The following is a 14,974-nucleotide window of genomic DNA, read 5'->3' on the forward strand; positions in this document are numbered from 1 at the left end:
GCTCCGGGAATGGTCGATCAGGGGCGCGGGGCGGCAGGCAGGTCCACGAAGCCGCGGGCCACCAGCCGGTTCACGGTGATCCAGGCACCGTCGCGTTCCTCCTGGGCCTCCACCTCGCCCAGGTTCGGCAGGTAGAGGGTCCGGCGGTGCGGGCCCTGGAGTGGTCTGGCCTCCACCCACACACCCACGGGATCGGAGGTGGCCGGGAGGAGCGCGGCGCCCTCCCAGGTGGCACGGCCCACGACTCGGAACTGGGCGCCCCGGGCCTCCCAGGCCGTGACGGCGGGGAACCCCGCCGGCAGGGTCTGGGCAACCACGCGCCCATCGTCACCCAGGAGGGCGATGCCGCCATCCTGGTGCCGGACCAGCAGGCTCATCTGGCCCCTGAGGCTGGTGAGGTCCAGCTGCACGAGCCGGGGGGCTCCGGGCGCCATGGACGACCGGGCGACCCGCACCTGCAACCGGTCGGCGGAGCGCTGGGGCTGCGGCTGGGAGGGATCCTCGAAGGCCAGGGTGAGGCCCTCTTCCCAGGGGCCATAGACGGGGGCCGCCGCCCGGGGCTGGCAGGCCAGGGACAGCAGCAGGATCGCCGGCGCCACCAGGGGCAGGGCTCGGCGCATCAGCGGAGTCCCTTGTTGAACTTGGCCATCAGGTCGGTCAGCGAGGTCCCCGTGGCGGGAACCGCCGGCTCCCGCTTGGGCTGGGGTGGGCGCGCCTCACGCTCGGGACGGGGCGGGCGTGCTTCCTGAGGCCGTGGAGGACGGGCCCCCTCAGGGCGGGGCGGTCGCGGACCTTCGGGGCGGGGCGGACGGGTACTCTCGGGCCGCGGGGGACGCGGGCCCTGGGGGCGGCCACCGGCCTGGGGGCCCGAAGGCGCTCCGGCTTGCGGCCGGGGCGGACGGGGGCCTCCCTGCGGCCGGCCCTGGGGACGGCGGTGGTGGGGCGGCTGAGGCCGGTCGGCGCCTTCGGGGGCGGCCAGCAGGGCCTTGATGGACAGGGCGATGCGCTTGGCCTCAAGGTCCACGGCCAGCACCTTCACCTTCACCGCCTGGCCCACGGTGAGGGCGTCCGCGGGATTCTTCACGTAGCGGTGGGCGATCTCGGAGAGGTGCACCAGGCCATCCTGGTGGACGCCCACATCCACGAAGGCGCCGAAGTCGGTGACGTTCGTGACGATGCCCTGGAGCTCCATGCCCACTTCCAGGTCGCTGGGCTTGTTGACGCCCTCGCGGAACTGCACGGCCTCGAACTGGTGGCGGGGGTCGCGGCCGGGCTTCTTCAACTCGGCCAGGATGTCCTTCACGGTCTCCACACCGGCCTTCTCATCCACGAAGAGCTTGGGATCCAGCCCGTCCAGCACCGCATCGTTACCGATGAGCTCGGACACGGTCTTGCCCGTCAGCTGGCAGATGCGCTGCACCACCGGATAGCTCTCGGGGTGCACGGCGGAGGCGTCCAGGGGGTCCTCGCCACCGGGAATGCGGAGGAAGCCCGCGGCCTGCTGGAAGGCCTTGGCCCCGAAGCGGCCGACTTCCAGGAGCTGCTCCCGGCGCTTGAAGGCGCCGTGCTCGAAGCGGTGGGCCACGATGTTCTTGGCCAACCCCTCGCCGATGCCCGCCACGTAGGCCAGCAGCTTGTACGAGGCGCTGTTCAGGTCGACACCCACCCGGTTCACGCAGCTCTCGACGACATCGTCCAGGCCCTTCTTGAGGGCGGTCTGGTTCACATCGTGCTGGTACTGGCCCACGCCGATGCTCTTGGGATCCACCTTCACCAGCTCGGCCAGGGGGTCCTGGAAGCGCCGGGCGATGCTCACCGCGCCGCGCACGGTGACGTCATGCTCGGGGAACTCCTCCCGGGCGATGTCGCTGGCGGAATAGACCGAGGCGCCGGCCTCGCTCACGCTCACGCAGATGAGGCCCGTGCGGTTGGTCTCCTTCAGCCATTCGCGGATGAAGGCCTCCACCTCGCGGCCCCCAGTGCCGTTGCCGATGGCGACGGCCTCGACGGGGTTCTCCGTGCAGAGCTTCTCGAGGATGGCGCGGCTGCCGTCCAGATCGCGCTTGGGCTCCAGAGGATAGATGACGTCGTTCTGCACCAGCTGGCCCAGGCGGTTGATGACCACCAGCTTGCAGCCGGTGCGGATGCCGGGATCCACGCCCAGGGTGCAGCGCTGGCCCGCGGGGGGCGCCAGCAGCAGGTGATCCAGGTTCGTCTGGAACACCTTGATGGCTTCGCCGTCGGCCTTCTTCTTGGCTTCATAGCGGACTTCGGATTCGATGGTGGGCGCCAGCAGCCGGTCGAAGGCATCGCCAGCGACTTCGTTCAGGAAGCGGCGGTAGCCGCTGCCCGGATTCACCGGCACCTTGGAGACAAGCTGGCTCACCAGGTTCTCGCGCTCCACGAGCAGCTTCACCGTGAGGATCTCCTCCTTCTCGCCCCGGCGCAGGGCCAGCAGGCGGTGGCTGGGGATCTTGCGGATGGCCTCGGAGAAGTCGAAGTAGGGCTTGAAGCGCAGCGCGGCCTGATCGGCCTTGCGCTCTTCGCGGATCTCGGACTTCAGCACGCCGTGCTCGTGGAACTCCAGGCGCAGCCAGGCTCGGATGTCCGCGTCCTCCGTCAGCCGCTCGGCCAGGATGTGACCCGCGCCTTCCATGCATTCGGAGGGCGAACGGAGACCATCCTCGTCCTTGATGAAGGGCTCGGCGATGAGGAAGGGGTCCGCGCCGCTCTCATCGGCCAGCAGGGAATCCAGCAGGGGTTCCAGGCCGCGCTCCCTCGCCACCGTGGCCTTGGTGCGCTTCTTGGGCTTGTAGGGCAGGTACAGGTCTTCCAGTTCCGCCTTCACCCAGGTGGCCTCGATCTTGGCCTTCAGTTCGGGGGTGAGCTTGCCCTGCTCGTCGATGGACTTCAGCACGGTCTTCCGGCGGTCCAGCAGGTCCTTGTAGTAGGCGTGCCGATCCTCGACGGCGCGGATGGCGACCTCGTCGAGCGATCCCGTCGCCTCCTTGCGGTACCGGGCGATGAAGGGCACGGTATTGCCCTCCTCCAGCAGAGCCACGATGGCGGCCACGCCCGCGCGGGGGAGCTTGAGCTCCTTGGCCATGAGGTCGAGCACTTGATCCACACCTGCTCCTTGCGACCCCGAAATCGGGGGAAATGCGATGATACCAAGGGGGCGCGGATCTGGCCTCCTGCAGGCGTCAGATCTGTGTCAGAGCGATGTTTTTCTGCGCTGGCCCGCGGGGGCGCATTCCAGGTTGCGCAAGGCCTTCTTCCAGTGCAGGGCCTCCAATCCGGTGCCGATGACCACGGCCGCGCAGGCCGGAGGGGTGCCATCGGCGGACAGGGGCAATGGCGAGATCTCCAGACGGCCATCCGCCAGCTGGAAGGCCCAGCGATCGCTGCCGTCGTTCCGGGCGGCCCAGCCCGCGAAGGCGCACACGCCTTTGGCCCGGAGCAGCTCACCGGCCGCCGGCGGCGCCAGGAGCAGGGCCTCCAGGGCGGCGGGGTCCACGGGGTGGTCCCAGTGCAGGGTGAGCGAGCGGGCTTCCGCGAAGCTCAGGCCCTCGGCCGCCTCCCAGCCTTCGGGCAGAGGGCGCAGGTCGCCGCGCCAGGGATCCGGGCTGCCTTCGGGGGCCATGCCATGCCGGGTCGGCACCAGGGGGATCTGCCGGAAGGCGGCGCGCAATTCGCTTTCCCAGGCCACGGCGGCGGAGGGATCGAGATCCGCCTTGCTCAGGTGGATGAGGCTGGCCAGCGCTGCCTGGCGATGGAGCAGGGGCCTGGTCTTCAGGTGATCCACCGGGGCCAGGCTGGAGATCACCGTGAGCAGGCCCGCGAGCCGCAGGCGACCCGCCAGCGCGGCCTCCTGTTCGAGGTCGAGGAGATCCGTGGGATCGGCCAGGCCCGTGGTCTCCAGGACCACGCGTTCGGGCCGCCGGTCTTCGGGCTGGTCGCACCAGGCCTGCAGGGTGGCCACCACATCGTTGCGCAGGCTGCAGCAGACGCAGCCGTTGACGAGATTCTCCACGCCGGCGAGTTCCGGCCGCTCGGCATCGACCAGGGTGCCATCCACGCTGATGGCGCCGAACTCGTTGATGAGGACCGCCACCCGGCGGCCCGCCGCCACCTCGGCCTTCAACAGCCGGTTCACGACGGTGGTCTTCCCGGCGCCCAGGGGGCCGGTGACGATGAGGACTTCGAGCAGGGCGGATCCGGTCATCCCTCCATGATGCCGGTCACGGGTTTTGTCAGCCGCTCTAAATGTGAGAGCGTGGAAGCGTGGATCTCCTCGACTTCAGCTACCTGGCGGCGGCCTCCCTGGCAGGGGCTCTGGCCCGGAGTTGCGTCCGGGGCCTGCCCGAGGCCTGGCGGCTCCGCCTGGAGGCCGAGGCGCCGGACCTGCCTGAGAGAGGCTGGATCTGGCTGCATGCGGTGAGCGTGGGCGAGCTGCTGCTGGCGGATGGCCTGGTGGGGCGGCTTCGGGAGGCGGGACATCGCGTCCACATCAGCACCGGCACCCCGGCGGGCATGGCCTTGATGGCCCGGCGGCTGCCGGGCTGGGACGATGGCACGGGCCGGGTCAGCGGAGGGGCCTTCCCCCTGGATGATCCCGCGGGTCTGGAACCCTTCCTGCGCCGTGCGCCGGCCGCTTTCCTCGCCCTGGAGACGGAACTCTGGCCCGGCCTGCTCCGGGCCCTCGAAGCCCGCGGCATCCCCCGCATCGTGGTGAACGGCCGGCTCACGGAGCGGTCTTCCCAGCGGGGGGGTCCCTGGCTGCGGCGCGCGGCCTCGCGGCTCAGCCTGGTGGCGGCCCGCGACGAGGCCAGCGCGGAGGCGTTCCGTCGCCTGGGAGCCAGGGAAGTCCACCTGGGCGGCAACCTCAAGGCCGACCTCCCCCCGCCGCGCCCCCTGCCTGCAGGCTGGGCGGCCCTGCGGGAGGCCTGGGCGGCGCACCGGGTGGTGGTGGCCGGGAACACGGTGGACGGCGAGGAGAGCCTGGTGATCGAGGCCTGGCAGCGGGCGCGGGAGCGGGTTCCCGGCCTGCGCCTCATTCTCGCCCCTCGTCAGCCCCGCCGCTTCAATGAGGTGGCCGATCTGCTGGCAGGGCGCAGCCTCGCCTTCCGCCGGGCCTCCCTGGACTGGCCTGGGACCACGGTCTGGTCGCAAGTGGAGGTGCTGCTCCTGGATACGCTGGGGGACCTTGCGGCCGCCTACGGCGAGGGGACGCTGGCCCTGGTGGCCGGGGGCTGGGCTGCGGAAGGCGGGCACAACCCGCTGGAGCCGGTCCGCGCGGGCGTGCCGGCCTTCGTGGGTCCCGGCTTCGCCAATTTCGAGGATCTGGTGCCCCCCCTGCGGGACGCGGGCCTGCTGCGGGTGGTCGACGCCTCGGACCTGGCCCAAGTCACGGCGGAGGCCCTGGCCTCCCTGCCGCTGCGCCCACAGGGCCCGCTCCCGGTGCCCGAGTCCCTCCAGGGCACCCTCGCCCGCACGCTCGGCCTGTTGGCGCCGTACCTTGAAGCACCCGCGGGCGTTCCGGCCGCCGGGGCGCGCTTCTAGTATCCTGACGGGACGGAGCCTCCATGATCCGCCGCGGAACGCACATCCTCCTGATCGATGACGATTCCGCCGTACTCGAGATGGTCCAGTCGGCCCTGGCCCACTACGGGATGGAGGTCCATGCCTATCCCGATGCGGCGCAGGCCATGGAGCTCCTCCAGAACCCCAACGCCCCGGCGTTCGATCTGGTCCTCAGCGACATCAACATGGAGGGCATGGACGGGTTCGATGTCATCCACAAGGTGAAGGCGACCCACCCCCACCTGCCGGTGGCGCTCATGACGGGCCAGGCTTCGATGGACTACGCCATCCAGGCCATGCGCCTGGGGGCGTCCAACCTGTTCATGAAGCCCATCGCCCTGCGGGATCTGGTGCAGAGCGTGTTCCACCTGGTGGACCTGCACCGGGACCTCCGCAAGGCCGACGATGGCCTGCGGGGCCTGGTGAACGAGCGGCGGCACTTCCTGTTCCGGTCCGACGAACTGGACATCCCGAGCCTGATGCACCACCTCACGGACCGGCTCGTGCCCATGGGGTTCGCCTCCGCCAGCAACATCGACGTCATCGCGATGGCCATCCACGAGGCCCTGGTGAACGCCCTGGAGCACGGGAACCTCGACCTCGACTCGCGCCTCAAGGGGGACCTCTTCGCTGAAGAGGATCCCTACGCCGCGCTCCGCGAGAAGCGCATGGCGGATCCCAACTATGCCGGGCGGCTGGTCGAAGTGCGGCTGGCCATGGACACCGAGCGGTTCGAGGTGGAGATCAGCGATGAAGGCCGGGGTTTCGACGCCAGCCAGCTGGCTCCCCCGCAGCCGGACTCTGAGATGGCTCCCCACTGCGGTCGGGGCCTGCCCCTCATCCTCCTCGTGATGGACGAGGTCCACTTCAACGAGAAGGGGAACCAGGTGCGGTTGGTGCTCCGAAGGAAATAGCTATCAGCTATCAGCCTTAAGCCAAAGAAAGCGCCGGGTCGCCCCGGCGCTTTTACTGAGAGCTGACAGCTGATAGCTAATCAGAACGCGCTCTCCACGAACGCCTTCAGCTGGGGCTTGGGCTGGCCACCGATGAGCTTGTTCACGGGTTTGCCGTCCTTGAACACGATCAGGGTGGGGATGCTCATGATGCCGAACTGGCCGGCCACCTGCGGGTTCTCGTCCACGTTCATCTTCACGAACTTGGCCTGGCCCTTCATCTCGGCGGCCAGCTCGTCCAGGACGGGGGCGATCATCTTGCAGGGGCCGCACCAGGGGGCCCAGAAATCCACGAGGGTGACACCCTGGGCGACGGCCTGGGGGAACTCGGCGTCGGTGATGTGCGCAACGAGGTCGGACATGAAAACTCCTTTCAGGTTCAGGGTACGGGCAGAGGGCCACCAGGATTGGCACCCCCCCACTGGGCAATGGTGAAGATGCTCATGTAGCGGTCGTTGGTCTCCCGCAGGCGCTGGGCCAGCACTTCACAGAGAGCGTAGAGGATCTTGAGGGCGACCTTGTGCTGCACCTCGATGAGGGAGCGCAGGTCCTGCAGGGGGATGAAGAACAGCTCGCCGGGCTCGTTGGCGATGGCGTCCGCCGCCCGGGCGGCGAGGTCGATGAGCGCCATTTCCCCGAAAAAGGCGGGCGGTTCCAGCACGGCCAGGGCCTCCTCGCCGGTGGAACCCTGCTTGGAGATGCGCACCGAGCCCTTCAGGACGATGAAGAGGCCGTCGCCGGCATCCCCCTCCCGGAAGATCACGTCGCCGGCCTTGACCTGGCGGACCTGGCCGATCATCAGGATCTGCGCACGCTCCGCCTCGTCCAGATTCCGGAACAAGGGCGAGCGGGTCAGGAAGAGGGTATCGATCACTGCCGATCCGTATGGGGCTGGTCCGGGGATGGTTCCAGGGGCACGTGCGAGCAGATGTCGAGGCCGAAACCGCGCAGCCCAATGTACTTGGTTTCGTGCCGGCTCAGGAGGCGCATTTTGCCAACCCCAAGCTGGCGCAGGATCTGGGCACCCACGCCGAAATCCCGGTCGTTCATGGCCTGGAGCTGGGCGTGGCCCTCGTCGGCGATGCCCGGGGTGTGCGCGTGCCGGCGCAGGTAGACCAGGACGCCCCGGCCCTCCTTCGAGATGGCGGCCATGGCCTTCTGGAAGAGGCCGGTCTCGAACCCATGCAGGTCGTCGGGCAGGGTCTCGACGTGGACCCGCACCAGGGGCGGCTCACCGCCCAGGTCGCCCAGCACGAAGGCCAGGTGGCTGCCCCCATCCAGCAGGCTCTGGAAGCGGTGGACCTTCAGGGCCCCCCATTGGCTGGGCATGGCCCGGACTTCGAGGGGTGAGACCAGGGGCTCCTGGCGGAGACGGTAGGCCACCAGGTCCGCCACGGTCACGAGCGGGAGCCCATGCTGGCGGCAGAAGGGGACCAGGTCCGGCACGCGGGCCATGGTGCCGTCATCCTTCATGATCTCGCAGATGACGCCGCTGGGGTGGAGGCCCGCCAGCCGCGCCAGGTCCACGCTGGCCTCGGTCTGGCCCGTGCGGGTGAGCACGCCGCCGGGCCGGGCCCGCAGGGGGAAGACATGGCCGGGCTTCACGAAGTGCTGGGGCTTGGCATCCGGGGCGATGAGGGCCTGGATGGTGCGGGCCCGGTCCTGGGCGCTGATGCCCGTGGTGGTGCCCTCGCGGGCCTCCACGGAGATGCAGAAGGCCGTCTCGAAGGGGCTGGTGTTGTCCCGGACCATGAGGGGGATCTGGAGCCGGTCCAGCACCGAGCCCTCCAGGGCGGCGCAGATCAGCCCCCGCCCGTAGGTGGCCATGAAGGCGATGGTCTCGGGTGTCACGTGCTCGGCGGCCAGGGTCAGATCACCCTCATTCTCCCGGTCCTCGTCATCGACCACCACCACCATGCGGCCCTGCCGGATGGTGTCGATGGCCTCCTCGATGGAGGCGAAAGGGGAGTCGGGGCGGGTGCTCATAGACACCCCAGCATCGCGCAGGAGGACCCGGGGGGGAAGGGCGCACTCCGTGGTAAGGTTGAACATCTTCTGTAGGCCTTTATTTTCCCGACGAGAGGAACAACCCATGTCCCAGGGTGTGATCCAAGGCTCCATGCGCGAGGCGCCGCTGCCCGATATCATCCAGCTCGTGAGCCAGGGCGGGAAGTCGGGGTGCTTCCATGTGCAGCAGGAGGCTTCGCGCGCCCGCATCTACCTGAAGGACGGGCGGATCATCCATGCGGTCACGCAGGCCGGCGAAGGCTTCGAGGCCCTCATGGAAGTGGCCCTCTGGCTCGATGGCACCTACCGGTTCGAAGAACTGGTGCCCGATGTGCCGTCCACCATCACCAAGCCCAATGCCTCCATCCTCATGGAGTTGGGACGCCGCATGGACGAGTGGCGGGTCATCAGCCAGAAGATCCCCTCCGTGGACCTCTATCCCGCCTCCACGCTGCTCCCCGGGGAGACGCCGCACGGCGTGAACGCCCGGGAGGCGCGGGCCCTGGCGCTGTCCACGGGTTACTACAGCGTCGCCGAGGTCGCCGAGGCGATGCAGAAGCCGGTGCTCACCATCGCCAAGGACCTCTACGGCCTGGTCATGGCCGGTCACGTGGTGCTCAAGGGCATCCGGTCGGGCAAGCCGCCCAAGATCGAGGCGCCTGCGGTGCCCGAACCTGCGCCGGCTCCGCCGGTCCAGATGGGAAGCCCTGTCGCCGTGCCGCCGCCGAGTCCCGCGGGCTTCCCCGAAAGCATCGAGCCCCTGCCCGAGCCGGCCGGCAGCGTGACTGCCGCGGCCCCTGCGCCCGCCAAGCCCGCCCCGATGGACGATCCCCAGCGCATGGTCAAGCTCATGAACTTCACCCAGCGGATCGCCCAGGCCGCGAAGATGGTGTTGCCCGAGGCCCAGCACGAGATGGTGAACCGGCTCCAGGCCAAGGCCACCCAGCAGATCATTTCCGGCGATGGTCCCGAGGCGGTGAAGAACCTCGCTCTGGCCATCAGCCGCGGCGCGGTGGATGCAGGGTGCGACGCCGATATGGTGCGCACGCTGAACACCCACCTCAAGGCGCTCTTCGCGACCAAGTAGGCCGCCTTCCATGATCCGATCTCTTCCCGCACGGGTGTCCGGCACCGGGAACATCGCGCGCGCCCTGGGCATCTCATCTCACGGCGCCCTAAGCCACCCCGCAGGCGGTCTCCCATGATCCGACGTCTTCTCGCAGGCCTTGCGGCCACCCTCCTGCTGATGGCCATGGGCTGCAAGGAACCCGATGGCAGTTCGGGAGGCACGGCCGGGGTCGCCCTCTACGCCTACGACAGCACCACCAGCTCGGTGCTCGTCTGGAGCGACCTGAGCGCCCTGTACGACAACACCGGCACCACCGTGGCCCCCAGCAAGACCATCACCTCCTCGGTCTTCAGCAGCAAGATCGGCAGCCTGGCCTGGGGCGGGCTCTGCTTCGACCGGCAGAACGGCTACCTCTACCTGGTTTCGGACACCGGCACCATCGTGCGGGTGAGCAACATCCGGACCCAGAGCGGAGACGTCGCCAGTTCCGACGTGGTCTCCTTCAGCCTGTCCAGCACGGGCCGCCTCTCCAGCTCCACCTTTGGGCAGGCGAGCCTGGATCCCCAGACCGATACCCTCTACATCACCGAGAACGGCAGCAGCGGCACCCAGATCTGGGTGGTTGCCAACGCCAGCACCCAGCCCCAGAGCGCCACGATCACGCTGCAGGCGCTCCTGGCCAGCGGGGACAGCGGCGGGACGGGGGTCGCCTCCGCTTCGGGCTCCGTCTACGCCTTCATGCTCTCCGGCGACACGGTGGGAACCGTGACGACCTACACCGGACCCCGCCTCCGGAAGGGGACCTCCTCGGGATTCACCAGCGCCAACACGATCATCGGCCCCTCGACGCTCCTCGGCCAGTACGGCTCCCTCGCCCTCGATTCGGGCAACGGCTACCTCTTCGTGGCCCGCCACAACACCGACGCCGGGGCCTCGACGGCCCCGATCCTGGTCTTCACCACCGGGATGTTCGGCCAGGCCTACGACCAGGCCCCGACCGCGACCCTGGGGAGCGCCGCAGACCAGCCCAACCTCCGGGTCATCGCCCACGCCGGCACCAAGGACTGGCTGGTGGGCCTGCGGGGGACCGGGGCCACGGCCTTCGGCACCATCGACCTCTGGAAATCGCCCATGGGCGGCACCGCGGCGAAGACCATCACCGCCTCGCCCGCCACCTCCCTCTTCAAGGGTGTGGCGGTGGACGGGAACGCCTCGTGACCGCGCTCCGCCTGCTCGGCCTGCTGCTCCAGGATGTGCTGCGGGATCTCTTCCGGCACCGGGGCCAGTACCTGCTGGCGGTCCTCACCCTGGCTTCCGGCCTGCTTCTGGCGGGCGGCGGGCTGCTGCTGGTGGAAAGCCTCGACCGCTTCGTGGGGCGCATGGAGGACATGGCCAAGGTGGTGGTCTACGCCGCCGACGGGAAGACGCTGGACGAGGCGGAGGCCCGACTCCGGCGCGATCCGCGCTTCCGGGAGGTGCGCCGGGTGCCGGCGGCGGAGAACCGCCAGCGGTTCCAGTCCGCGACCCGGGAGGCCGGGCTGCTGCTGGAAAGCGCCGGCCAGGATGCCCTGCCCGAGAGCCTCGAACTGAGCCTGCGCAAGGACCTGGCTGAGACCAGCAAGGCCGTGGAGGTGGGCGCGAGCCTGCGGGGCCTTCCGGGCGTGGGCGACGTGCTGGCCGACCAGGAGCGGCTGGAGCAGATCCAGCACATGGCCCGCATGCTGCGCTCGGCGCTGGCCAGCTTGGGTGTCGTGCTGCTGGTGGCGGCGGGCTTCGCCACGGGCAACGTCATCCGCATGAGCATCCTGGCCCGCGAGGAGGAGATCGCCATCATGCGCCTTGTGGGAGCCTCCGAAAGCTTCATCCGCACCCCGCTCGTGCTGGAGGGTGCGGCCCTCGGACTGGGGGGCAGCCTGCTGGCCCTGCTGGGCCTCTTCGGCCTGTGGCTGCCCGTCTCCCGGGGCATGGGCGGCCTGTCGCCCCTGCTGGTGGACCTGGCGCGGCTGGGCTTCTTCTCGGCGGGCAGCATGGCGCTGCTGGCCTTCGTGGGAGCCGTCACGGGCGCTCTGGGCGCTCTGTGGGCGTTCTGGACCACCCGCCGCGCCCAGCGCGCCGAGGCCGCGCTGCTGGAGAGTGCGGGCTAGGCGGTCCTAGCTCTTCCACCGCCGCGGGTCTTCCTCGCGCAGCCCCAGCTGGTCCAGCACGCGGGTGGCGAAGGTGTCGAAGAGGTCGTCGAGCGACTTCGGGCCGCTGTAGAAGCCGGGCATGATGGGCATGACCACGGCGCCCGCATCGTGGACGCGCAGCATGTTCTCCAGGTGGACGCGGTTCAGGGGCGTCTCGCGCAGGCAGAGCACGAGGGGGCGGCGCTCCTTGAGGCACACGTCGGCGGCACGACTCACCAGGGATTCGCTCACACCCGAGGCGATGCGGCCCAGGGCGCCCGCGCTGCACGGCACGATGGCCATGCCGTCGTGCCGGAAGGAACCGGACGAGATGTCGGCACCCAGATCACGCTCGTCGCGCAGACCCACCTTGGGCAGGGCGGCCAGGTCCTTCGGCGTGAGGCCCGTCTCGTCCAGCAGGCAGCGCTTCCCCGTGGGGGACAGCAGCAGTGCGATCTGTTCGACCGCGGGACTGGCGGAGAGGCGCCGCAGCGCCGCCACGCCAAAGCCCGAGCCCGAGGCGCCGGTGATGGCGAGCGTGAAGCGGAGGCCGCGGGCGGTCGTCATTCGGGTGTCCCTCATTCCGGCGCGGGGCGGTAGGCCCCGAAGAAAATGGCGTTGAACAGCAGGCGCCGGGTGAAGGGCTCCTGGCCGCGGAAGACGGGATCGCCCGCCACCAGGATCACGGCGCCCTGGCCGAGCTTCTCGCGGAAGGCGTAGGCGGTCTGGTGGAGCTTCGCCTCCATCGCCCTGGGGACCAGGCCGGAGACTTTCAGGTCCTCCTTGCCGTAGTGGAGGGGGTTCTCGCCGCCGGGGCTCAGCTCGAGGATGGGATCGCTGGTGGCCATGACCGCAGCCCCGCCTTCGGCGTGGAGACCCCAGGCCAGGGGATGGCTGCCATCCACCTGGACCCTCAGGAAGGCCCCGGGGATGCTCTCCTCCAGGGTGCGCTCCTCCCGCTTGTCCCAGGGTTTCACCAGCTCGGCGGGATCGGCCTTGGTGGCTTCGCGCTTGGGGTCCTTCTCCTTGAGCCGGGCCTCCTCGGCGGCCCTGGCCAGCAGGTGGTAGCCCGTGGGGGTGAGGCCGGCCCGGGAGGCGTAGGCCGCGCCACCCTGGAAGGCGAGCAGGCTGCCGCCCTCCGTGATCCAGGCCTTCAGCTTGGCCGCGCCACCCTCGCCGAGGGTCTGCTGCCAGGCCTTGCCCTGGGCGCCATCGTCCACCACGACCACGTGGGTGAAGCGGGCCAGCGGAGTGGCGCCGAGCCGGTCAGCCCGCAGCTGCACGAACGGGAGGCCCGCCTCGGTCAGGGTGTGGGCCAGGGCGCCGAAGGCCATGGGGTTGGCGGGGCGGTCCATGAGCACGGCGATGCGGGGCGTGCGGAGGATCAGGGCGCGGTTGGAACCCAGATCCGGTCCGGCATCCATCTGGGCGGTGTCCACGGCCACCACGGGGTGGTGGTTCTCCAGCGCGAGGCTCTGGAGACGCCCGGCGAGAGCTTCCGGATTCGTGCGCCGGGCCAGGACAAGGGTGCCCGGCGGGAGGCGCCGGCCCTTGAACAGAGCGGCTTCCGCCAGGGCCGTGGCCTTGAAGCCCTCCTGGTGCAAGGTCGCCAGGGTGCGTTCGACACCTTCGTGCCCGCCGGGGATCAGATACCCCCAGGCGGCTGTGGGGATCGCCCCTTCCTGAGCCACGGCGAGAGGGGCCGTGGCGATCCGGGGTCGCGTCTTCGCCCACCAGGCCGGGACGTGGAAGGCCAGGGGCAGGCTCCAGGCGGTGATGTCATACGTGGGCTTGGGGCCCATGTGGGCCTCGCCCTCGAGCAGAGCCTGGGCGAGGCCGCCGCGGGGCTGGTCGAGGGGCACCAGGTAGCTGCCGGCGGGCAGGCCGGGGGCCTTGGCCAGGCCGACCGGCTCCAGGCCGGTGGTGCCCAGGTCGGCCGTGGTGCGGAGCACCTCGATGCCGTTGCGCCCCAGCAGGTCCACCAGGGCCCGGGCGCGGCCGGGATCCTCGCCTTCCGCCAACAGGAAGGCCCCGGCGCGGTCGCCCTGGGCCAGGCGCTCGCGGCGGATCCTCTGGAAGTCCCAGAGCAGGGCCTGGCGCTCCGCCGCGGCCGTGGCCACGGTGGCCAGGCTCGCCGCCACATGGCGCTGGATGCGGGCCTCGAGGGTGAGGATCTCGCCGTCCTGGCGCTTGTAGGCGGGGCCGCCCTGGCCGGCCACTTCGAAGGTCATGCCCACGGCCCCCTGGAAGGTGGGCCAGGAATCGCCGTAGCCGGGGTAGAAGAGGTCGAACACGTCGCGGCTGAAGTAGGCCCAGCCGCGGGCGTCGAAGGCCCGGGCCAGGCCCTTGCCGAACGCCACCTGCCAGCGGCCGGAGAGGACCGGCGGCAGGGCCTCGTGGATCGGCTGCATGGTCGGCGGGAAATAGTAGGTGGCCTCGGGCCACATCTCGTGGTGGTCCGCCAGCACCTGGGGGTTCCAGCGCAGGAAGGCGGCGGCCTTGGCGCGGGATTCGCCCTGGGTCTGCCAGGCCCAGTCGCGGTTCAGGTCGAAGAGCCGGTGGTTGAAGCGGCCGCCGGGCCACCGGCCGGTGTTCTGCGCATCCATCGGATCGCTGGTGTGGAAGGGCGTCGCGGCCTCCGCCACCGCCTGGAGATGCCGGGCCAGGCCATCGGGGTTCTGCGTGAGATCCATGAGGAGGACCACGCGGTCCAGCTGCTTCAGCACCTCCGGACCGCGGGCGGCGGCGAAATGGTAGGCCACGGCCAGCGCCGCCTCGGCGCCGGACGCCTCCGATCCATGGACCGAGTAGCCCAGCCAGACGAAGGTGGGCTGGGTCTCTGCGATCCGGCGCGCTTCGTCCTCCCCGCAGGTCCGGGGATCCGCGAGTTTCGCGTTGCTGGCCTGGAACTCGTCCAGCCGCCGCAGGTTCTCCGGCGAGCTGATGACGAGGAAGGGCTGCTCGCGGCCTTCTTCCGTGACATTCAGGGTGAGGAGTTTCACCCGGTCCGGTGCGGCGGCGGCCAGGGCGCGGACATAGGCCATCAGCGCAGGGTGGGGAGTGTAGCGGGTCCCGAGGTCCGGCTGGGGAACCTCCGGGCGGGCGTTGCTCGCCGGCAGCAGACCCGGTGGAAGCCCCGCCAGCAGAGGGGCGATGGCGACCAGGACGGGCAGCAGGCGGGGCGGCGCGAAGGCCAT

The 14,974-nt window shown here is 70.2% G+C and carries 13 protein-coding genes; 5 read left to right on the forward strand and 8 right to left on the reverse strand.

The genetic code is table 11. From position 1 onward, the window contains the following. Positions 1–17: 17 nt before the first annotated feature. From MLE43_RS00200 to MLE43_RS00210, 3 genes are all read right to left on the reverse strand, one after another. Positions 18–620 carry a hypothetical protein gene (locus tag MLE43_RS00200; RefSeq protein ID WP_243300611.1) on the reverse strand — a complete coding sequence of 201 codons (603 nt, stop codon included), beginning with the start codon at positions 618–620 and terminating at the stop codon, positions 18–20. Next, on the reverse strand, positions 620–3,127 hold the full coding sequence (locus MLE43_RS00205; RefSeq protein WP_243300612.1) for a Tex family protein: 2,508 nt from the start codon (positions 3,125–3,127) through the stop codon (positions 620–622). Before MLE43_RS00205 ends, MLE43_RS00200 begins: the two co-directional genes overlap by 1 nt. Positions 3,128–3,214: 87 nt before the next feature. Beyond that, a complete protein-coding gene (locus MLE43_RS00210; protein ID WP_243300613.1) occupies positions 3,215–4,225 on the reverse strand; it encodes a CobW family GTP-binding protein in 1,011 nt (336 codons plus the stop codon). A 59-nt stretch (positions 4,226–4,284) separates the two neighbouring features. Here MLE43_RS00210 and MLE43_RS00215 point away from each other — a divergent pair, with 59 nt between their 5' ends. Next, complete coding sequence (locus tag MLE43_RS00215) at positions 4,285–5,562, forward strand: 3-deoxy-D-manno-octulosonic acid transferase (protein WP_243300614.1); 1,278 nt, start codon at positions 4,285–4,287, stop codon at positions 5,560–5,562. 23 nt (positions 5,563–5,585) lie between these two features. Continuing rightward, entirely contained in the window at positions 5,586–6,497 is a 912-nt protein-coding gene (locus tag MLE43_RS00220) for an ATP-binding response regulator (protein ID WP_243300615.1), read from the forward strand. An 80-nt stretch (positions 6,498–6,577) separates the two neighbouring features. Here the strand turns inward: MLE43_RS00220 and trxA are convergent, their stop codons facing one another. Genes trxA through ribB form a run of 3 tightly spaced genes read right to left on the reverse strand, consistent with a single transcriptional unit; the run spans position 6,578 to position 8,522 of the window. Next, positions 6,578–6,898, reverse strand: coding sequence for a thioredoxin (trxA, locus tag MLE43_RS00225; protein ID WP_043483480.1), 321 nt, complete (start codon positions 6,896–6,898; stop codon positions 6,578–6,580). Positions 6,899–6,915: 17 nt separating this feature from the next. After that, the gene (locus MLE43_RS00230) at positions 6,916–7,410 is read right to left on the reverse strand and encodes a Crp/Fnr family transcriptional regulator (protein WP_243300616.1); all 495 of its coding nucleotides are present in this window, start codon (positions 7,408–7,410) and stop codon (positions 6,916–6,918) included. Then, entirely contained in the window at positions 7,407–8,522 is a 1,116-nt protein-coding gene (gene ribB, locus MLE43_RS00235) for a 3,4-dihydroxy-2-butanone-4-phosphate synthase (protein ID WP_243300617.1), read from the reverse strand. Before ribB ends, MLE43_RS00230 begins: the two co-directional genes overlap by 4 nt. Before the next feature lie 106 nt (positions 8,523–8,628). On the opposite strand from ribB, the gene MLE43_RS00240 reads away from it, so the two are divergent. The 3 genes from MLE43_RS00240 (at position 8,629) to MLE43_RS00250 (ending at position 11,756) form a co-directional block, all read left to right on the forward strand. Beyond that, positions 8,629–9,630, forward strand: coding sequence for a DUF4388 domain-containing protein (locus tag MLE43_RS00240; RefSeq protein ID WP_243300618.1), 1,002 nt, complete (start codon positions 8,629–8,631; stop codon positions 9,628–9,630). Between the two features lie 114 nt (positions 9,631–9,744). Next, entirely contained in the window at positions 9,745–10,830 is a 1,086-nt protein-coding gene (locus tag MLE43_RS00245; protein ID WP_243300619.1) for a hypothetical protein, read from the forward strand. After that, positions 10,827–11,756, forward strand: a complete 930-nt coding sequence (locus MLE43_RS00250; protein ID WP_243300620.1) for a cell division protein FtsX — start codon at positions 10,827–10,829, stop codon at positions 11,754–11,756. The genes MLE43_RS00245 and MLE43_RS00250 overlap by 4 nt, the downstream gene beginning before the upstream one ends. 6 nt (positions 11,757–11,762) lie before the next feature. Here the strand turns inward: MLE43_RS00250 and MLE43_RS00255 are convergent, their stop codons facing one another. Both MLE43_RS00255 and MLE43_RS14730 read right to left on the reverse strand, forming a co-directional pair. Further along, a complete protein-coding gene (locus MLE43_RS00255) occupies positions 11,763–12,344 on the reverse strand; it encodes a UbiX family flavin prenyltransferase (RefSeq protein ID WP_243300621.1) in 582 nt (193 codons plus the stop codon). Positions 12,345–12,355: 11 nt separating this feature from the next. Further along, positions 12,356–14,974 (reverse strand): M14 family zinc carboxypeptidase, encoded by a 2,619-nt coding sequence (locus tag MLE43_RS14730; RefSeq protein WP_275975975.1) that lies wholly within the window; start codon positions 14,972–14,974, stop codon positions 12,356–12,358.

Source organism: Geothrix oryzisoli (genome assembly GCF_022808865.1).
Lineage (GTDB): Bacteria > Acidobacteriota > Holophagae > Holophagales > Holophagaceae > Geothrix > Geothrix oryzisoli.